This is a genomic window from Paenibacillus sp. GCM10027630 (assembly GCF_042676305.1).
Lineage (GTDB): Bacteria > Bacillota > Bacilli > Paenibacillales > NBRC-103111 > Paenibacillus_S.
Genome location: NZ_JBHTGY010000060.1, coordinates 243,601 through 264,347, shown reverse-complemented (window position 1 = coordinate 264,347; position 20,747 = coordinate 243,601). Strand labels below are relative to the sequence as shown.

Sequence of the window (20,747 nt, the reverse complement as noted above, 5' to 3'; positions counted from 1 at the left end):
CTCTGCTCCCAAAAAACTGCATTTATACATCCTTTAGCCGGTATTTCCGAAGTCTCATAGAATTCATGCAAATGTGCATTTATTTTTTCATTCTTAGCTGAATCGGAGCGTTTTCCATGAAAATGGATGTACTTTTGCAGGTTTGTTCTCACTACAACAATTCCGGCAGGAAAATAACTGCATGTTTGCAGGATTTTGCGAGGACTAGTCGTCGTGGAGGGTCAAGTACTGATTTTGAGGTTGAGCCAGAAAAAGACCATACTTTTCTACAATCGTAGAACGCATGGTGCGCGTGAGCGCAACAATTACTTTTCAGCAATCCTGCACACATAATCTAAAAATGCCACACCCAGGCTTATTAGCCATCTGGTTTCCGGAAGTTCCCGGGAATAATAGTTCTATTAGGCGGTTCCATCTATATGAAATATATGGTAATATTAATGCGAACGGTTGTTCTGTTGATTATGTGAAAGGTGAAATCATAACGATGAAAGGATGGTGTAGGAACGGTGACCGACCGGTATTCAGAAATAGACGGGGTGATCGAATATATTCACCAACGTATCTATGAACCGCTTTTGCTTGCCCGATTGGCCAAATATGCAGGCTATAGTCCGTACCATTTCACACGCATTTTTAAGGAAAGAATCGGCCTCTCGCCACTCTACTATGTCTCTTCCCTCCGACTACAAAAGGCAAAAGACTTGTTGCTGCGTACAAATCTTACTGTTCGCGATATCGGGCTAGAGATCGGACAACAGAGTCTCGGAACCTTCACCACCCGATTTACCGAACGGGTAGGCGTGACACCTTCGGACTTTCGTAACTCTACGCTGCAAGCCGGCGACCACTTGCGTACGTTACAGAAGCTTAGTGATTGGCGTAAAGCACATCCTGCTTCACATCACTATTCAAGAGTAGAGGGGACAATCGAAGCCGAGATCCCTTTTGAGGGTGTCATTCTGATCGGGTTGTTTGCCAAGCCTATCCCTGAAGGACTCCCCCTATATGGAACGCTGCTTTCTTCATTAGGGGATTTTTGCTTTACGGGAGTTAAGCCGGGCACCTATTATTTGATGGGCACATCAGTCTCGTGGGGAATGCAGGCTGTAGATTTTTTGCTTCCGCACACAACTCTGCGCACCCGATCGAAGGAGCCTATTATAGTCGAATCCTATTCCTCCGTCCTGCATCGGCAAGTTATGCTCCACGTCCCTCGCTTGGACGACCCTCCAATCCTGATTTCCCTGCCCGTACTTATGAAGAAGTTTCTGAGTGAGATTGCCTTAACTAGCAATCGATAAGAAACCATAGCCAATGCTGCATGCTAGAATAGGAGGAATATGAAAATCATTCATTAAAGTGGAAACCAAGCTGACAAAGAAAGGAGAATTCATTAAGAACATAGACCTATGATACCCAACCACAAGCAGGGCCTATTGCTCGATCAGCAATTTATTAATAAAGGAGTCACCCCTATGGGAAACGTTCTGTTAGATCTAGTAATGTTATCCATTAGAAAGAACGGAGGGATCAGATGATGAGCACGGGAGGATTGTCCAAAGAGTGCCTCGGTCGCATGCACAACGTTATGGCCGGCTATGTCGAGCGCGGCGAAGTTCCCGGCCTTGTTACGCTAGTCAGCCGACGTGGCGAGGTTCATGTCGATGCAATCGGAATGAAAGCAATCGGCGGCAGCGACCCGATGCAGCGGGATACCATCTTCCGCATCACTTCGATGACCAAGCCTATCACCGCCGCGGCGGCGATGATTCTGGTCGAAGAATGCACGCTGCGGCTGGATGAGCCGGTCGATCGGCTGCTGCCCGAATTGTCCAACCGCAGGGTTCTAAGACGGCTCGATGGGCCGCTCGACGACACTGTGCCCGCGAATCGGCAGATCACCTTGCGCGATCTGCTGACCTTTCGCTTGGGAATCGGAGCTGTAATGGCTCCCCCCAACCAGTACCCGATTCAGAAGGCGATAGCTGAAGCAGGGCTAGCCCCTGGTCCGAACCCTCCAGCACATCCGCCCGATGAATGGATGAAGCGCCTCGGCAATCTGCCGCTGATTCATCAGCCGGGCGAGAGCTGGATGTACCATACCGGTTCCGACGTTCTCGGCGTACTGATCGCACGCGCCGCCGATCAGCAGCTGGAGGAGTTCCTCAGCGAACGAATCTTCCAGCCGCTCGGAATGAAGGACACCGGGTTTCACGTACCGGCTGCCAAGCTGAAAAGACTTCCGCCAAGCTACATGACCCACCGCGAAACCGGAACACTCACGGTTCATGACGATCCCAGCTGCAGTCGATGGGGTCAGCCGCCCGCGTTTCCATCCGGCGGAGGCGGGCTCGTATCGACCATAGACGACTATCTGGCGTTTTGTCAGATGATGCTGAACAAAGGCCGGTACGGTCGCGAACGCATCTTGTCCAGGCCGTCGGTCGAGCTCATGACCTCCGACCAACTGACGCCGGAGCAGAAAGCGGAGGCAAGTATATTCTTCGATGACAAAAGCAGCTGGGGGTTCGGCGTTGGCATCACTACTCGGCGCGACAGTCTGGCCACGGTTCCCGGACGATTCGGCTGGGACGGTGCTGTGGGCACGTCCGGGTATTCCGATCCCAAAGAAGACATGATCGGGATCCTGATGACCCAGCACCTTATGGATTCGCCTGCTCCTCCCAATGTCTTCGTCGATTTCTGGACTTCTGCTTACCAATCCATCGATGATTGAGGTAGCACACCTAACATACAACGCCACACCGCGTGCGCGGGGCTGCGCTCGATCACCACGCTCTCGGATTTCGAGTACTTCCTCATGCGCCAGGACTGCGACCCGAAGCACTACGCTTGCAGCACAAGAGGCTGTCCCAAAAAGGTATCAGTGAATGAATCAGTCCCAGATTATGAACAAATACGCCTCCAAAACCACTATGTAAGCGGAAATGGAAGCGTCTTTTTTGTAGGGGAATTCCCATCAGAGTGGGGGTTCGAAAATCCAAAAATGAATCCGGCCGCTTTTTGGATGTTACTTAAGTGATGGGGCGAGAAGCGATGTTCAAAAGCTGCTTTCAATCTAAAGGAGACCATGATTTGTAGGGGCCGCTGCGGAAGGAAAGAAAATAGATGTAAATCCTCACGCTAATCCAGCGTGGATATCGCCTGAAATCAATCTAACTGGAAAAACTAACTCTAATAGAGGTGAAATGGTGGATATCAGCCAAAATACGTAGAATTAGCAGGAGGAATTCCAGCTATAAGACTTGGAACGCTATTTTCGGAGTAACTAACTTGACATTTTCCTGATAATTGCACAGAGTGCACAAGACTGCCATGCAATGCCGTAACCGAACCATGAACCACGAACCCGATACCCGTGATTAGCAAGTGTTGAAAAGCTACCTCATCTTATGCGTCACTGAATACACAAGAATGTGTAAAAGAGCCTTCAACTATTAAAGTGGAATTGAAGGCTCTTTTGCAACCATCTATTCAGGATAAAATGGTGGAAGGGTTGTCTCAAAATGTCTTTTGGGACAGCCCCTTTGCTTTCCTTATAGTTACTACTTTAGTTTCCTTACAGCTTATGCATTAGTTTCATTTCAGTTGCTACTTCCTTACAGCTGCTATCTTACTCTTTACATCAGATGCCGCTTCCTTCAGCACATCCTCTACTCGTAAGGCTACAGCGTTGTTGCAGGCAAGCAATATTTCTGGATCACTTCTGCAACAGCATCCTCAAGATGTGATTTGGCAACATATTGTGCATGTGCTTTGAGCTCAGGATGGGCGTTCCCGACAGCTACTCCCAAGCCAGCCGTGCGAATCATTTCTAGATCGTTTAAATTATCACCGATAGCTATCACTTCCTGCATATCGATTCCGAGCCGGTTAGCCAGCATTTCTAGAGCCTGTCCTTTGGACACCGACCGGGGCAGCACCTCCAAATACGTCGGCTCCGAGCGTACCAGTTCACAGAGCACTCCTACCACCGGCTCTAAAATTTCCATCAATTGGCAAAAATCACCATCTTCTTTTATTACCAATATTTTATTGACTTCACTTTGCTTCAAAAATTCAGGAGACTCCCAGCTAAGACATTGCACCCTATCCTTCTTCATATACTCCTCGATAGGCTGCGTAATTTCTTTCACCCATATTTTCCTGTCGGCATAAAAAATCATATCATGCGGGTAATTCTCTATCAATCGAAGACATCTGTCAATTACATCCTGCCTAAGAATGGCTTCAAAATGACATTGCTCTGTATCGAAATCGACGATTTTACCGCCGTTGTATAAGATGACCGGATGACGAATATCCAACTCCATCGCATAGGGGTACGCAGCCTCTTCTACCCGGCCGGTTGCAAGCGTAACGATCCCGCCCTGCTGTTGAAAAGCGTTGATCATTTCCTTGTTCCGCTCACTGATCTTTTGCTGCAAATCCACCAGCGTCCCGTCAATATCGGTGACGACCATGCGGTAGCGTTGTTCGGATGGCATTATTTCAATTCAATCCTTTCCGGAGCGAGCGGTAAGCTGGATGCAAGATAAAGCGTGTCCGGCTGTGAGCCTGTAACATATAACATGCTTTCCGAGGCTTGCGCAATCCGGTTCCAATCATCCCGAAACCGTTCGTATTCCGTGTTATTATTTGTTATTAATACCCAATCTGGCGATAGCAGCCTGAGCAGATGTTCGTTCCATCCATCCGCCATACCATGATGGCCAACCTTAAACCCGCTTGGCCGCAGCTGCTCGTTTTCCATAATCCGCTCCCAGTTCGACAGCAGCGCATCGCCGCTGAATAAAAACAGCTGCTGGCCATCTGTCTGTTCAAGAAGCCAGACGCTGCTGTCCCGATTCGATGATGAATCGAAGGCGACCAGCAGCTTCTCTTGTATTTCCGTCTCCAGATGAGAAGAACATAGCTGTTGAAGATTGCTGTAGGCTGGCAAATCACTTATATGCAGAGGATCAAGATGCCGCAGCATAAATGGCCCGAACGTCCATGAAGCCGTCTCACCAAAAGGCTGACGCAAAGTAACGGCTGTTTTTTGCTGGCGAAGCAGCTCCCATAATTGATTGTAATCATTTAACATTCGAGCGGTTTGAACGGCTTTCGGATGCCGCATTTCACCCAAACCAAGCATCAGCTCCGGATAAGGCAGAACCGCCTCCACTATCGGAATATGCTCCGCCACCTCAAGCAAGCCTGTCAGATGATCAGGATGAAGATGAGTTAGAATCATCAAGTCGATCTGCTTCCAGCCTCTTTCCTGCACGAAACGATATGGCCTGACGGACTCATGGAAGAAATGATCCCCTCCGTCGATTAGGATGACAGCGACTCCGTTATCCGTCGGGATTTCGAGAAAAAAGGCATCACCCCGCCCAACATTCAGCGCATATAATACAGGTTTCATGATTACTCTCCAATTAACATATGTATTTTCTTTTTGTCCAGAACAAGATCGATTTGGCCTTCCAGATATCCGCGAACGCTAGGACTGGAATCATCTATAATCCACTGCATAGATCCAGCCTCCGCCCAATATCTGATCATTCGTCCAAGAAAGCTGCTTCTTGTTATGTACCCGCTCCATACATTATCGCTGCCTCCATAGCTGCCTTCCCTTGGTAAGACAGAGATGCATTCCGGTCTTATAACCAGTGTCACCTTGTCGCCCAGTTTTGCAGAATACCCGGTTTTATCCACTTTGATCACTGTATCGGCACATTTGACCATATAGTCCTGCGACTCAACTCCAACTACTTCACCGTCCACAAAGTTGGCTACCCCTACGAAATCGGCTACAAACTTATTGTTAGGTTTGAAATAAACTTCCCATGGAGTACCGACTTGATAGATGGTTCCTTTGTTAAACACAGCGATCCGGTCAGATAATGACAGAGCCTCATCCTGGTCGTGGGTTACGAAAATAGCGGTTATACCGGCGCGCTGCTGCATTTCCCTGATATCGTTCCTCACTTCGACGCGCATTTTGGCATCCAGATTGCTTAAAGGCTCATCCATCAGCAAAATGTTTTGTCCAATGATCAACGCCCTTGCGAACGCAACCCGCTGCTGTTGTCCCCCGCTCATCTGCTTCGGATACCTGTGCTCCATTCCCTGCAATCCGAACATATCAAGCATCGTTCCGACTTTTTCCTTGATCTCATTTGAGGGTATCCGTTTTAGCTTCAAGCCATAGGCAATATTCTCAAAAACAGTCATATGGGGAAAAAGCGCATATTCTTGAAAAACGAGCGGGGTGTTTCTTTTGTACACCGGCGTGCCGTTCACTTTATTCCCTTCAATATAAATGCTTCCTGAATCGGGCTCGTGAAAACCGGCGATCAGCCTCATCAGCGTCGTTTTGCCGCAGCCGCTTGGCCCAAGCAGCGTGGTAAAGCTGCCTCTCTGTATGTCCAGCGATACATTATTGATAGCTTTGAAAGCTCCGAACTGCTTCGTCACGCTTTCAATTTTGATAATCGAATTCTGTGCGCTCATCATCTGCCTCCGTTATAACCCAATGGATTTACCCTGTTCTTTCATAAAAAGCCGGGCTATGGCCAGTACAGCGAATGCGATGGAAATAAGCACAACCGTAAACGCCGATGCGCTGCCCCAAGCGCCATTTTGCACAAGGCCTAGAATCGATACAGTCCCGACCGAAGTTCCCGCCGAATAAATAAAAATAATAACGCTTAAGCAAGTCACTGATCGTAAAAAGGAAAGGACAAGTCCGGAAAGAAAAGGTCCTCTGAGCAGGGGAAGCAGGATGTTCTTGAAGGTTCTAAAATTGCCGGCCCCCATATTAAGCGATGCCTCCTCCAGAGAGCTTCCAATCTGCTGCAGACCCGCAAGACTCGCGCTATAGCAGGTCGGTAAATTCCAGAACATTAATGCAAGTATCATAATGGTGGAAGTTCCCGTGAGCACAAGCGGCCCTTCGTTAAAAGCAATCGCAAAACCGAGTCCCAGAAATACGCCGGGAACAGCTCCAGGCAAAATAGCCAGAAAATCCAGTAGACGGTTGATCCCGATCTGCCTTCTTTGCACGATATACGCAAGCGGTAGCGAAAACAATGCTGCTGCAACCGAGGAAATAAGCGCAAACTTGATGCTGTTGAACATTTCCTTTCCTTTAGCAAGCACATAGTTCATATTGTTCAGAGTGAACGACCAGTCATATCCCCATGTTTTCGTAAAAGCACCGTAAAACAGCACCCCATAGACGGCTAAAATAACAATCGTAACGAACAAACAGAAGGAGAACAAACCCCATTTTATATAAAAAGGGACAGGATACGGCTCTAAGGATGTTTCTTTACCGGTGACGGTTACATAGGAGCGTTGTCCTACCCAATTTCTGTTCAGTATAAACAACCCAAGCGCTGGAACGAGTAAAGCGGTCGACAGCATCGCCGCCGAAGGCAGGTCGAACAATCCAGCCATCTGCATATAAGCCTCTGTCGGAAGAAGAGTGTAGTTTCCTCCGATAATCATCGGGTTGCCGAAATCAGCCAGCACATTCATGGCGGCAATTAACGCCCCTCCTGCAATTCCCGGTCTGCATAGCGGAAAAAATACATCCTTAAATACTTGCCAGCGCGTTGCTCCCAAGTTATAGGCGGCATACTCCAGGTTCGTTGGACCTGCTTTGAGAACCCCGTTAATGACAGCATACGCATAGGGGAAAAATGTAATGGTCTGAACAAGCCATAACCCGTGCCAGCCATAAATATCGATATTAATGTGCAGCACATGCTTGGAAATGATCCCCTGCCTGCCGAATAGCAGAATGTAAGACAGTGCTACGATAAAAGGAGGTGAGACAACCGGCAAAAGGGTAATAAAGCGGAACAGCCCTTTGAGCGGAATATTCAGCCTTGTAATGGCGTAGGCGAACAGAAAAGCGACTACGGTGCAGGAAATGGTAGAAATCAGCGTCATGAATAAGCTGTTTAACGCTGCATGATACCAACGTGAATTGGTAAACAGGTTTAAGTAATCGTTCCATTGCGGGAAGCTTATCACTTTGATAATCGGCCAGCATACAAAATAAACGGTGATGATAATAATCGCTACTATAAGAATAGCCAGAAGCGGCTCGTGCTTTAATCGCTTCATATCGGCCCATGCTTCTTTAACAGCACGTGAGGTCAAGGCAGGTCACACCTTTCCATTGCTAAATTTGCCTGTGCGGCAAGAGAGATGCCGTCCCCGCACAGACAAGTCAGCAATTAGCTTTCTTTGGCGGTAGGTCTTGCTATTGTTTTTTGCCTGTCATTTCAGTAAACTTCTTCACAACGTCAGCCTTCATTTGGGAAGCCTTTTCCCGATCATATTTCACAAGCTTAACATCCTCGATTTTGATCATACCTTCTGGAGGAGCAACATCTTTTCTAACGGAATAGCGGTTTGATAATTTCGTATTCATCTCTCCAACCGGTTTGGTTAACAGCCAGTCAATGAACTTCTTGGCATTTTCAGTGTTAGCTCCACCTTTGACAATACCTGCTCCACCAATTTCAAAGGCAGTTTGATCTGGAACGATAACTTGGATCGGATAGCCCTGTTTAGCGGATTTAACGATATCATGTGCCCAAGACATTCCAGCCACAAACTCTCCTGTAGCCGTAAGGTTAATGCCGTCTCCAGCAGCAGGGGTGTAATGATGAACGTTGTCATTGAGCTTTTTCAAGTAATCCCAGCCTTTTTCCTCGCCCAATCTGAACAGCTGATCCGCAACAAATATGTATCCACCGCCAGCCGTTGCCGGATTGGATGTTATGAACAAGCCCTTATAAGCCGGATCAAGCAGATCATCCCATGTTTTCGGCTCCTTGATGCCCTTCGGCTCAAGCTCTTTTTTGAATCTGTCTTTATTCAGCACGATGCCAAGCACACCCATGTACCAGCCTTGCCAGAAGCCTTTAGGATCATTAAACTGGGCATCCAGCTCTTTGGCGTTCGGTGAAGAATATTTCTCAAGTAAGCCTTGGGATGCAAGGGGTTCATAAAATTCAACAGAACCGCCAACAAAGATATCCGCTTTGGGAGAAGCCTTCTCAGCCTGAATTCGTGTGCTTGCTTCTCCAGCTCCGCTCAAACGCAAATATTCGATTTCAATTCCGGTGTCTTCTTTGAACTTTTTTTGAATTTGCACAATATCATCTTCATTCAGGGCTGCGTACACGGTCAGCTTTTTGGATGCTGCGGGAGTATCCTTTGGGGTTTCTTTAGGCGCTTCCTTGGTATCCGCCGCTTTCGGCGCAGAAGCTGGTGTCTGACTTCCACCATTTGTTCCATTAGTTCCACATCCGGTCAGCATTACAGTAGTGAGAAGCGTAAAGGCAGTTAATGACCCCATCCATTTTTTAAACACGTTCGTTCCTCCTTGTTTTTTTGCCCAAAGGGCCTTTTAGTTGAAAGATGCCGCATAGCTTAATTCATATGGATAATGTTGTCTGCAGCGCCTTGCAGGATTGCCTTACGATCAGTCTGGCTTTGATCAACTCGGACTCCGGCGTCATTTCTTTATCAGAGATCATTTGCAGCAGCAGATCGGCCGCTTTGGCCCCCATTTCCGCACGAGGCTGCTCCATTGTCGTTAATTGGATCCAGTGCAGCTCCGCGTATTCCAAGTTATCGAAGCCGATAACAGATATTTGATCCGGAACCTTAATGTTCTGCTGAGCCAGCCATTCAAGAGCCCCGATGCCGAGCAAGTCATTCCCTGCGAATACAGCAGTTACGTTTGGATTTCTCTCATACAACTTGCTCATGGCCCTCCGGCCGCAGTCTATATTTCTTCCTCCGCTCATAACGATGTTGCTATCATCAGAAAGAAGGCCGTGCTTCCACATGGTATCCCTGTAACCAAGCAATCTTTGAATTCCGGTAAAAGAGCTCTCCGGCATCCCGATAAAACCAATTTGCCTGTGACCCAGCTCGATTAAATATTTGACCGCCTCAGTTGCCGCCTCATAATGATCAACATCAACATAGGGAGCCGATATTCCCGGGGGCGTTCTTCTCCGTAAAAATACGACCGGCATATCCAGACCTGAAATCAGCTCCTTGAATGTGTCGTCCAGAAAATCAGGAGTAATGATAAGCCCATCAAACTGTCGTTCAATAGCGTTGGAAAGGAACTGCTTCTCCTTTACAGGGTCGCGGTTCGTATTCCCGTAAACAACTTGATACCCCTGCTTGGAAAAGGTCTCCTCCACAGCATTGGCCAGGCCGGCAAAAAACGGATCCGATATTTCCGGTATCATTAAACCGATCGTATACGTCTTTTTGTTGATCAAACCTCTCGCAATCGCATTAGGCCGATAATTTAAAGCTCGGATCGCCTCCATCACCTGCAGTTTTGTTTCTTCGCGAACATCGGGATGATTATTCATCGCCCTTGAAACTGTAGATACAGATACTCCTAAATGCTTAGCCACGTCTTTTATATTTGCCACATGCACACCTCTTCACAAACGTTTCCGGAAACGTTCCCTATGTTACAATACGATGTTTCAAGTTTCAATTAGTTTTGCCCATATTTACATAATCTCAAGAAATCAGCCATTTTAGCGCTAAAATCTTAATAATAACTTTAAAATTCACCCCTTATTTGGCTCAAAAACGCATTTCAAATATCAAACGTTACCGGAAACGTTTGATATTCATCCCGCACATACAATCCAATTATTTACAAAAGGGCTTGCTTGACAGTCATTTTCGGATTTTTAAGTCCTCATTAAGGACTCTGCCTCCAACTATTTTCCAACCTTTTTTCTCTTAAAAAAAATGTCGAAACTATAAACCTTTTATCGAGTCTATTCGTCAAATTTGGTATAATAAATACTACAGATGAATGTTTGAAAGAAGGTTCCTTAGGATGGCAACGCGAATATTGACAGAAAAAAAACAGCAGTGGATCATCGGTGTTACTTTTTGCGGCATGGTTAGTATGGCAATTACCAATCTTATAGTTACGGGAAGCGTCCTGCCACTGCCTGGCAATCAACCCTTGAAGAGCCCACCGGAAGTACAAGCAGAGCTCAAGTCTTCAACAGCACCCGAACAAACTGCTTCACCAGAAATTCATTCATCTCCTCTCTCGGCTCAGCCGAAGCCTGTCTCGGAAGTCAAGCCAGCTCGGACAAATACGCCGGCCTCAGCTGCCAAACGGGTGTCGCTTACTTTTGATGATGGACCGGATAACATTTATACCCCCAAGATTTTGGATATTCTTAAGAAAAATGATATTAAAGCCACCTTCTTTGTAGTGGGAAATCAAGTCAGTCTGCACCCTGATGTTCTTAAAAGAATCAATGAAGAAGGACATACCATCGGTAATCATACATGGGATCATGCGAATTTAACCAAGCTCTCTGCCAAAAAGATTAATCAGGAAATTAAAGATACGGATGACATTATTGAAAAAACGATTGGTGTAATGCCGACCTTAATTCGTGCCCCTTATGGCGCTGCCACCGCCACGTTGAAGAAGGAGCTGGAGCAATCCGGACGCCCTTTAATCGATTGGAACATCGATCCCCGCGATTGGGCGGGTACTTCCTCATCCGGCATTCTAGATAATATTAAACTGCATACAAAGCCTGGCCATATTATTTTGCTGCACAGCTTTGGCGGCAAGAATGGAAACCTGGACAACACAGTTGAAGCTCTTCCGAACATCATTGCCTTTTTAAAGGCTGAAGGCTATCAACTGGTCACTGTACCGGAGCTAAAAGGCCCACGCTGAAAATTTGTTATATATTCCCATAAAATTCACCTTATTCCTTTTCAAGTAACGCACAAAAAGGTAAGCTAGGTATAGAAGAGTGCAGGTCGAGACGCCTCATTATGGAAATTGAACCTTTAATGAGAGCCGATCGTCAAATAATTGAGGTGGCAGTGTTGGAATCCAAGGTGAATTTTGATTACTTGAAATATTTGTCAAAAAGCTCCGACAAGAAAGCTATCTTGGAAGAGCTAATGACAGCTTATGGTAAGGATGTGTGGAATTACGCCTTCAGTATTACCCGCAAATGGGATCAGGCGGACGATATAACACAGGAAGTTTTTATTAAGGTGTACCGCAATTTATATACATTTCGTAACGAATCGTCTGTGAAAACATGGATTTTGACCATTACTCGCAATATGACTTTGGACTATCGCCGCTCCGCCTTCTACCGTAAGGTAAGCTTGATGAGCTTTATAGCGCCTTCAGGTGTGCAACCCTCGACCGAGCAAGCCGTTATTGATAAACTGGCGGTAAACGACCTATGGAAGCTGGTGCTGCAGCTGCCTGTCAAATACCGGGAGATCCTGCTGCTGTACGCGCATTACCAGCTTTCAATGAAAGAGATCGCACAAATATTAGGCGTCACTGAGGGAACCGTAAAATCGAGATTATTCCATGCCCGCAAAAAAATTTCGAAATTAAAGGAGAATCAAAGCAATGGATCCGACTAACGACGAGTTGCTAAAAGGCTTGGCCGATGGACCGCTTAGCCAGCATGGGTTCTCCGATAAATTGAAGAAACGTATTGGAGCCAATGTGGAAAAACAAGTCGATAAACAAAAGAAATGGATGCCTTGGATCAGTGGCATTTGTACCTCTCTTGCGTTGGCAGCCTTGTTCTTGACAGTCGATTGGCATGAACCATTCAACCAAGATTCTGCCGGAATACCAGGTGATAAAATCACTTTACGCGAAACGCCGGCATCAACATTGCATTCTACCGATATTAATGCATTCCGGGTTCATTCCGCGATGCTGATAGGCTTGCGCAAGGATCATCCTCCGGCAGGCGATAGCCCTGAATACAGCACTTACCGGACTTTACTGCTTGCCGAGGAGCAAGGGAAGCTGAGCAAAGTCGCCGAGGGCGAAGGAATATTAATGCCCTATAAAACAGACTTTACGAAGATCACCACTCAGAGCCAGGTTAGCTCTAATGAGGAGTATCGAATGCTCAAGGCTTCCTTGTCAGCAGATGGAAACACCTCTCCTGCATTGGCATTGAAACCATCCAAGCCCTTGAAAGTTTCGGAAAAGCTGCTCTTTGCAGGCAACAGATACTTGTCCATTTCACAAACCGTTAACCAAAAGGAGCAAGGTAAAGAGGTGCAGTCTGAATATGTTTGGGTTAAGGAACTGCCGGATTTAGCCCAGGCTAAACCTCAAAATGCGCTGGCTCCTGTACGAGACCCGCATGTTTCCTTGAGCAAGCTGTACGCTGACTCCGCACAACCAGCCTGGAAGGCAGATAATAGCCAAGATACACAATTATCTGGCTCCAATGCCTCCAAATCACGCCAATTGTTTCCAGATGGAGAAAGCTGGGCAATTGTTCGGAATCAGGGGGAATGGGTACCCAAGATAGCGTCTTACAGCAGTCCTGCTGAACAGGACGTGAACCAATATGAGCTTCGGGAAGTGCGGCTAAAACTGCCCACCTCGGTAGTTTCCTATGACCGGCTAACTGTAGGCTGGAAAGATATTCTGCAAGTACGCCCGGACGCCAGAGACGCCTTTACTTCGCCCAATGATGAAATGGTAGGTGTCGTGACAGACCGGGATATCGTTGTCTATCCAATGGAAGGCCAGTTGATTCCTATGCCGCTATTGTCTGTAGGCTTAACCCCTGACGAGTCCGTAGTTATGGTCCAATGGGCTGTTGACGAGCCGTTTATTGAGACGTGGAAGAAAAAAAGCAGAATGCTGCTTGGGAAGTAAAAGTAACGGATCAAGTATTATTGAAATAACCTTCAATCCCGCTTCGATAGCGAGATTGAAGGTTATTTTAACGTTAGGTGCCTGCTCCTTCCTGCTGCTTTAGCGCTCTATTGAAACACTTGGATTTTTTGTTCGGAACTGCATGCGGTAGAACAACAGAATCCCCACATGCATAGCGGCAAGAACAAGATAAATATTGCTGAACACGTAACTCCCCGGCTCGACATTTAACGGATTCCAACTAGCGGATGAACCATGTGCCGCTACAATACCGTAAACACCGGCAGCTATTCCTTGGGATATAAAACTGATCATCGAAAACAGCCCCATGCCTACTCCAACCTGATCTTTGGGCAATGATTTTGAAATGGAATTGGACATCGCAATCTGCAGGAAAGATTGGCCTACATTACCGAATATTAAAAAGAATGAAATCCAAAGCGGAGAAATTCCTGTGAAAATGGACAACAAGGCAAAGCAAGTAATTAAAGAACCGGAAGCAACAGAGATCAGATAGGAGTTTCCTTTCAAATCCGCCAATTTGCCGCCTTTACGTCCCAGAATGGCAGAGGCTACCGCAGCAGGAACCATGGCGAAGCCGATCCAATTGGAGCCTAGGCGGTACACTTCCGAGAATAGGATCGGAGTTAACAAATATAAGGAAATGCCTATACCCGCGATGAGAAATGCAAGTGCCAGCCCGCTGGCATACTTTTTATTTCGAAACAATCGAGGCTCAATAAAAGCATCTTTAGTCGTACAAATTCGTACAATGAAGAGGATTAAAGAGGCTACTCCGAAAACCAAATACGACCAGGTTAGATTCGTCACCCCAAGCAGAAGCAGCGTAATGGAGGCAGCGAGTAAGCTTCCACCGAGCCAATCGAAGGTCCGAGGGGCTTCTTTCGATTCATGCTCCAAATATTTACGATAAAGTGGCAGCAACAGCAATATTAACAAGGAAGGTAAAAATAGCCAGCGCCAATTCACAAAGCTCACAACGATCGCTGAAATGACAGGTGCAAGAGCGCTTCCGAGCGCAATCCCAACGGCAGACATGCTTAATGCGGAGCCTCTCTTCTCAGGCGAAAAATACCGCACAGGGATAATTAGTGCAATTGCCGGTATAGCTGCGGCCCCCGCAGATTGCAGGCATCTTCCGAGAAGCGCTAACCAGAAGGTTTGGGAAACAAGCCCTATTAGAGAACCAGCCGCGAACAACGTAAGACCGAAGGTCAATAGGCTCTTAAGCTGAAATCTGTCCGCAAGCTTCCCGTAAGTCACAGTGCCAAACGCATAGATTAGCGTATAGGCGGATGACAGCCAGCTCACCTGAGCAAGGGTCAGATGAAACTCCTCACCGATTTGCGGAAGCACAATGTTAAACATAAGGGAGCTCATGGATGACATCATAACGGTAAACATCATTAAGCGCATTAGAATCGGACCTTTGTGCTGTTTTGAATCAAAATTCATAATTAATTACTCTCCTTTTTGATGGATTTGTATGCAAGCACATACTTGCATACTGTTTTATAAAAAAGCTAGGGGGTTAATGCCCTAGCGAATAGCCGCACGCTTTCCTCGATAAATTCGTCCAGCGAGTCATCTGAGACAGCCTCTTTTGCATTCAGGTTACTGATAAATGCGCCATAATTCATCCACATGAAAGACAGTGCATTCAGCTCAGGATTCGAAGTCACAACCTTACCTTGTTCAGACATGGTCGTCAAATATTTCGTTAAAAGGCTTTTCAAATATTTCGGATTGCGCGAGGCCTCCTGAAGAACCTCATCAGGGAGATTGCTGCTCCCTTTTAGAGCGATTGATATTAGCTTCTTGTTCCGGCTCATAATCTTATGATACGTTCGGCTAAGCATAAGCAGATCCGAATGCAGCTCTCCTTGCAGGGCTTCATTAAAAAGCTTTCCCATCTCTTGACCATAATGATAGCGATTAAATGCGGCCTGAAGCAGCTTCTCTTTCGTTCCGAAATGGCGAAACAACGTGACTTCGTTCACTCCGGCAGCAAGGGCAATTTCCTTAGTGGTTGTGCCATCATACCCCTTATCTGCCATTAGATCGATTGCTGCCAACAAAAGCTTATCACTAGTACTTTGATTGCTGTTCATTTATCTACCCTTCCTAATGCAAGTACTTACTTACATTCTTATATTAATCGAGTATGATTAAAATGTAAAGAACAGGAAACCTAAATTTCGGAAATATTTTTTGAAATTATAAAAGCCCGCGTGTTTACGCGGACTTCATTCATTCGGACCCTATGTTTCATTGACCCACACTCTGATTGAGGGACAGCTAACCCTTTTTCATCTCAGCAGCTATTACTCCTCCGGTCTTTTTTCAATGGTTAATCCTTTCACATGCTTGCGATTCATCAATTTCCGCATTTTGCGGTTTTGTTTGGTTTCAAATACAATATCCAGATCGTAATTTTCAGGATACAAGTCCTTGCTTTCGATCTGAAGCACAAGTCGCTTTTTATTTATTTTCAATTTCTGCTTTTGGATCATCACACCTATGTGGCCCATGGAATCCTCGGTTTCACAAACAATGCCGCTGCGGCCTAAATAAGCTGCGAACACGCGGTCACCGAGCTGAAAGCTTGCAGCAACTGTCTCATGTTTCAGGGTACCTGCTTCAGCTTCCTCCTTATGAATAGGCTCGATGGGCCATGTACGGGTTTCCGGTTGCCGAACTCTGCTGCTCCCTGCGTTCACAAGTGGTTCCGGCTCAGCCATCGTAATTTCCTGTGGCACTTTAACCGAGATACCGCTTGCTGTAATTTCACGGGATCTGTGAATAATTTCGGCTGGTATTCCCAGCTTCAAGGCAATCTGGAAGGCATAGCTTTGACCCGCTTCCCCTATCCGCAGGCGGTAGAGGGGCTGGAGCGTTTGCGCATCGAATTCCATTCGCGCATTTTCAAAGCCCGGGGCTGCCGCGGCAAAATTTTTGATCTCCGTAAAATGGGTTGTCGCCACAACAGTAGCTTCCCTTCTATGCAGCTCTTCCAGAATGGCAACAGACAAGCCGACGCCCTCTCCAGGTTCCGTCCCGGAAGCCATTTCATCGATAAGCACAAGTGTGGAGCTGTCGGCTATTTGCAAAATGTCGATAACATTTCGAATATGTGCGGAAAACGTACTGAGCGCATGCTCAATGCTCTGCCCATCGCCTATATCCACAGCAACGTTTGTGTATACCGAAAACAAGCTTCCTTCCTGCACAGGGACAAGTAAACCCGACTGTACCATGACGGTTAGCAAACCGACCGTTTTTAAAGCCAGTGTTTTTCCCCCTGTATTCGGCCCTGTAATAATAAGTGATTTGTAGTTATTACCGATTGCAAAATGAAGGGGAACCATATGATTGCCCATCAAAGGATGTTTCGCTTCACGAAGTCCAATCATTCCTTCCTCGTTTAATTCAACATTGGAACCTCCGATAGCTAAAGCATATTTAGCTTTGGCAAACAGAAAATCGTAGGTGCCAACGGTTTCCACGTTAACTTGGAATTGTTGTGCGGATTCCTCTGCAAGAGCTGTCAAATCGCTCAGCACCTTCATTTCTTCCCGTGCTTCCTCGGCTCTGAGACTTGAAAGCTCAAACTGAAAGCTCATAATTTCATCCGGCTCGATAAATACCGTTTGACCGCTTGCCGATTCATCCAGCACCGTACCCTTTACCAGTCTTCGATGCTCTTTCTTGATTGGGAGCACATACCTTCCGCTTCGTGTACTGATTATATTCTCCTGCAGGATGGAACGATGTTTGCTCATGAGGGAATCCAGCTTACTTTTGAGCCGTTCTTCAAACACGGATATTCGCTTACGAGCTTTTAGCAGCTCCTTACTTGCTATGTCGGTCACCTGCCCGTTTCGAATGCACCGGTTGATTTCCGACTTCAGCTTAGCCATCTCGTACATGGAAGCCGCATAGCTGCTAACATGAGGGGCAACCTCCAATTTGGCCGCCATGTATTTCATTAACTGCGTGCAGCTGGTAAGGAATTGCTGGATATGCATGAAGTCTTTTTCACTAAATACATAACCCGTGCCGAGAAGCGTTATTATGTTTTCAATCCCTTCCAGCGAAGGAACCGGAACGCTTGCTCCATGCCGAATTAAAGACTTGGCTTCCGCCGTCTCATCCAGTTTTTTTCTTACTAGTTTACCCGAAGTCATCGGCAGCATCTGATCAATATGCCGTTTCCCCAAGTATGAAATCGCGTACCCCATCAAAATTTCTTTGACCTTGTTGTACTCTAGTCGCTGTAATGCTTTCTCGTTCATTTTTATCACTCCTTATAAAAAAATAAAAAAAGGGCGAAGAATGAACTTACGTCATTCTCCGCCCTTTTATCGACACCTAAATAAAGCCCCGGAAAATAAAAAAACCGCGCTGAACTCAGCACGGATCCGGGTGCAATGATAGGAATACACCTAAGGCATTGTATGATATCCGTTGTTCTTAACTAATTCCGAGGCTACCATTAGGCCATAACAAATAAACATTGCCAAATCAGCAAATTTGTTCATGGATTAGCGAAACCTCTTTATGGAATTTTTTAGTTAAGAACGGCCACCGACATCAAAATCTCTCCCTTAGTAAAAGATAATCCTACTATAGCTTATTTCTGAATATGAAGTCAATGTCTGTCATATGTATCCGACTAATTGAAATGCACATCCTTGCGAATCCCTTCGAGCTCCCTTACTTTCCATTTTCCCGGATTAATTCCCTCTGTTTCCTTGAACACTCTGCTGAAATGGTAAATCGTTTTGAACCCCACTGATTCTGCAATCTGCTTCAGGCTTAAGGCTGAATAGGAAATCAATTCCTTCGATCTCTCAATCCTTATTCTTCTCAAATAATTCGTAAAGGTGCAGCCGTAATTTATTTTAAAAATTTGACTCAAATAGTTACTGCTGTAGCATAACTGAGCCGAAATCGCTCCCAAAGACAGCTCCTCAGCATAATGCTCTTGTATATAATGCTCCAGCCGTTGCGCCGCTTCTATAGGCTCGTTTTTCAATTTATAAACAGCTTGTGTTACGTTTTTTTGCTTGGGAGGCTCGCCGTTCTGCCTGAATAAAGTATATAAGATTTGGATCAAGGACAGACAAGCCATCTCCCCGTAAAATAATCGTTTATTCAAACCTTCGAACCTTATTTTTTCAAGCAAATCTTTAATTACCATAGAATCATCCGTTTGATAGGCTTGTAAACCGCTCGCCATTTCCAAAATATCTTTGTCACTAATATCGAATTTCAGATCAAGTGTCTTGATTTTCGAATTCCCGTAAGGGATGAAGCCATGTTTCAGCATGGGGTTTATAAAAATAAACACACCCGGAGAAATGACATATTCAGCTTCTGCTAGAGTGAATGTACCTTTTCCATCAATAAAATAAATGATTTGAAAAAAATCATGTTCATGAGGATTTAGCCTTCCGCCCTGCTCGTAGTCATATCTGGAAGTCCATCGTATATCTACACCGTGCTTTCCCATAAGCGCCTCCTTCTTTCATTCATTCCAATATTTTTATATAACCTATGGACAAAAACATCTTTTCTGCGGATAAACATCTCTCTCTGAGCAGCGATTACAATGAAATTAAGATAAATGTGCAATTCAATAAAGGAGAGATCCCAGTTGATCATTAACGAGCAATTCCCACTCTACACCGAGTATGATCCGCTAGTCCCTGTGTGGTGCCTGACTCCGGAAAGCAAGGGCTCATTTCACCGTTTTTTCGATACTTCGCCAGTGAGCCCATCCGGAAGATATGTGGCCTTGCTTCGCATGCCTCAAGAAGACCGATTGCCACTGCCCGGCGAAGCCGCCGAAGTTGTCCTTATAGACCTGCATACGGCAGAAGAGCGCGTGGTAGCCGAAACCTTCGGCTGGGAGCCGCAGCTCGGAGCCAATATTAACTGGGGTACCGATGACGACTCCATCTATTACAACGATGTGGATACGGCAGCTTGGGAGCCCTATTGTGTGAAGCTGAACCCTCATAACGGTGAAAAGAGAAGGCTCGAAGGAAGCATCTACCGCATCTCACCTGACAGGAAGAGCATTATCTCTGCATGCATGAAGCGGATGAGACGTACCCAGTACGGCTATGGCGTCATGGTTCCCGATGACCTTGTTCCCCGCAACTTTGGCTTCCGTGATGACGACGGATTATACATCACCGATACGGAGAGCGGCAAGCGCAAGCTGCTTGTGTCGATCCAAGAGGTATTCGACCGCGCCCAGCCTGCCATCGACAAGAAGCTGTATGAGCATGGTGAATGTTACGGCTTTCATTGCAAATTCAATCCGCAAGGCGACAGATTGCTGTTTACAATGAGATGGTTCGATACGAATGAGGCACAGCCTTGGAATAAGCTTACGGATTACCCCCTTAAGTTCTGGGTCATCACAATGAAACCTGACGGCAGCGATATTCATGTAGCCGTAGGTCCAGAGCAATGGGATAAAGGCGGACACCATATCAACTGGTTCCCTGACGGACGGAAGCTTTCCATGAATCTGTGCCTGGATGGAGACAAGCAGCTGTACCTTGTTCAAGCGAACCTGGACGGCACAGGCTTTGAGAAAATCATTGAGGAATTTCCCGGCTCCGGTCATCCTACGGTTCATCCCAACGGGCGTCACATTCTGACCGATGCTTATGAGAAGGAGAAGGTCACCTTCGGAGACGGAACGGTTCCTTTACGTTTAATCGACCTTGTGAGCAAAACCGAAACGACTCTTGTGCGGATTAATGTCGGCAATCCAGGGACGAAGGTTACATCTACACTTCGGCTCGATCCGCATCCCGCATGGGCTCCGGACGATAAGCATGTTGTATTCAATGGATTCGTCAACGGAACAAGACGCATATTTATCGCCGACCTCAGTCGCGTCATCGAATAGCGCAAAGAATCCTCCGTCTGATTAGAG

The 20,747-nt window shown here is 46.3% G+C and carries 15 protein-coding genes and 2 pseudogenes; 6 read left to right on the top strand and 11 right to left on the bottom strand.

Annotation, left to right across the window (positions count from 1 at the left end):
- Nucleotides 1-509 precede the first annotated feature (509 nt).
- Both ACFQ0C_RS31180 and ACFQ0C_RS31175 read left to right on the top strand, forming a co-directional pair.
- On the top strand, nucleotides 510-1,304 hold the full coding sequence (locus ACFQ0C_RS31180) for a helix-turn-helix transcriptional regulator (protein ID WP_379372668.1): 795 nt from the start codon (nucleotides 510-512) through the stop codon (nucleotides 1,302-1,304).
- A 233-nt stretch (nucleotides 1,305-1,537) separates the two neighbouring features.
- A complete protein-coding gene (locus ACFQ0C_RS31175) occupies nucleotides 1,538-2,740 on the top strand; it encodes a serine hydrolase domain-containing protein (protein ID WP_379372666.1) in 1,203 nt (400 codons plus the stop codon).
- Between the two features lie 949 nt (nucleotides 2,741-3,689).
- Here ACFQ0C_RS31175 and ACFQ0C_RS31170 read toward each other — a convergent pair.
- The 6 genes from ACFQ0C_RS31170 to ACFQ0C_RS31145 form a co-directional block, all read right to left on the bottom strand.
- Nucleotides 3,690-4,511, bottom strand: a complete 822-nt coding sequence (locus ACFQ0C_RS31170; RefSeq protein ID WP_379372664.1) for a Cof-type HAD-IIB family hydrolase — start codon at nucleotides 4,509-4,511, stop codon at nucleotides 3,690-3,692.
- Nucleotides 4,511-5,434, bottom strand: a complete 924-nt coding sequence (locus tag ACFQ0C_RS31165; RefSeq protein WP_379372662.1) for a ComEC/Rec2 family competence protein — start codon at nucleotides 5,432-5,434, stop codon at nucleotides 4,511-4,513. Before ACFQ0C_RS31165 ends, ACFQ0C_RS31170 begins: the two co-directional genes overlap by 1 nt.
- A gap of 2 nt (nucleotides 5,435-5,436) precedes the next feature.
- A complete protein-coding gene (locus ACFQ0C_RS31160) occupies nucleotides 5,437-6,525 on the bottom strand; it encodes an ABC transporter ATP-binding protein (RefSeq protein WP_379372660.1) in 1,089 nt (362 codons plus the stop codon).
- 12 nt (nucleotides 6,526-6,537) lie between these two features.
- A complete protein-coding gene (locus ACFQ0C_RS31155) occupies nucleotides 6,538-8,184 on the bottom strand; it encodes an ABC transporter permease (RefSeq protein ID WP_258211670.1) in 1,647 nt (548 codons plus the stop codon).
- 103 nt (nucleotides 8,185-8,287) lie between these two features.
- The gene (locus tag ACFQ0C_RS31150; protein ID WP_379372658.1) at nucleotides 8,288-9,406 is read right to left on the bottom strand and encodes an ABC transporter substrate-binding protein; all 1,119 of its coding nucleotides are present in this window, start codon (nucleotides 9,404-9,406) and stop codon (nucleotides 8,288-8,290) included.
- 64 nt (nucleotides 9,407-9,470) lie between these two features.
- Complete coding sequence (locus ACFQ0C_RS31145; protein WP_379372656.1) at nucleotides 9,471-10,493, bottom strand: LacI family DNA-binding transcriptional regulator; 1,023 nt, start codon at nucleotides 10,491-10,493, stop codon at nucleotides 9,471-9,473.
- 422 nt (nucleotides 10,494-10,915) lie between these two features.
- Between ACFQ0C_RS31145 and ACFQ0C_RS31140 the strand changes: the two genes are divergently transcribed.
- The 3 genes from ACFQ0C_RS31140 to ACFQ0C_RS31130 all read left to right on the top strand — a co-directional run bounded on the left by ACFQ0C_RS31140 (nucleotide 10,916) and on the right by ACFQ0C_RS31130 (nucleotide 13,768).
- A complete protein-coding gene (locus tag ACFQ0C_RS31140) occupies nucleotides 10,916-11,785 on the top strand; it encodes a polysaccharide deacetylase family protein (RefSeq protein ID WP_379372654.1) in 870 nt (289 codons plus the stop codon).
- Nucleotides 11,786-11,904: 119 nt separating this feature from the next.
- The gene (locus tag ACFQ0C_RS31135) at nucleotides 11,905-12,501 is read left to right on the top strand and encodes an RNA polymerase sigma factor (RefSeq protein WP_379372847.1); all 597 of its coding nucleotides are present in this window, start codon (nucleotides 11,905-11,907) and stop codon (nucleotides 12,499-12,501) included.
- The gene (locus ACFQ0C_RS31130) at nucleotides 12,488-13,768 is read left to right on the top strand and encodes a hypothetical protein (RefSeq protein ID WP_379372652.1); all 1,281 of its coding nucleotides are present in this window, start codon (nucleotides 12,488-12,490) and stop codon (nucleotides 13,766-13,768) included. The genes ACFQ0C_RS31135 and ACFQ0C_RS31130 overlap by 14 nt, the downstream gene beginning before the upstream one ends.
- A 99-nt stretch (nucleotides 13,769-13,867) precedes the next feature.
- Here ACFQ0C_RS31130 and ACFQ0C_RS31125 read toward each other — a convergent pair whose 3' ends face one another.
- From ACFQ0C_RS31125 to ACFQ0C_RS31110, 5 genes and pseudogenes are all read right to left on the bottom strand, one after another.
- Complete coding sequence (locus ACFQ0C_RS31125; RefSeq protein WP_379372650.1) at nucleotides 13,868-15,244, bottom strand: MFS transporter; 1,377 nt, start codon at nucleotides 15,242-15,244, stop codon at nucleotides 13,868-13,870.
- Between the two features lie 68 nt (nucleotides 15,245-15,312).
- On the bottom strand, nucleotides 15,313-15,900 hold the full coding sequence (locus tag ACFQ0C_RS31120; RefSeq protein ID WP_258211676.1) for a TetR/AcrR family transcriptional regulator: 588 nt from the start codon (nucleotides 15,898-15,900) through the stop codon (nucleotides 15,313-15,315).
- A 213-nt stretch (nucleotides 15,901-16,113) separates the two neighbouring features.
- A pseudogene (locus tag ACFQ0C_RS39175) lies at nucleotides 16,114-16,392 on the bottom strand (endonuclease MutS2); the annotation flags it as partial.
- A 167-nt stretch (nucleotides 16,393-16,559) separates the two neighbouring features.
- Nucleotides 16,560-18,084 (bottom strand): annotated as a pseudogene (locus tag ACFQ0C_RS31115) (endonuclease MutS2); the annotation flags it as partial.
- 380 nt (nucleotides 18,085-18,464) lie between these two features.
- Entirely contained in the window at nucleotides 18,465-19,304 is an 840-nt protein-coding gene (locus ACFQ0C_RS31110; protein WP_379372645.1) for an AraC family transcriptional regulator, read from the bottom strand.
- 144 nt (nucleotides 19,305-19,448) lie between these two features.
- On the opposite strand from ACFQ0C_RS31110, the gene ACFQ0C_RS31105 reads away from it, so the two are divergent.
- Nucleotides 19,449-20,720, top strand: a complete 1,272-nt coding sequence (locus ACFQ0C_RS31105; RefSeq protein ID WP_379372643.1) for a TolB family protein — start codon at nucleotides 19,449-19,451, stop codon at nucleotides 20,718-20,720.
- Nucleotides 20,721-20,747 lie beyond the last annotated feature (27 nt).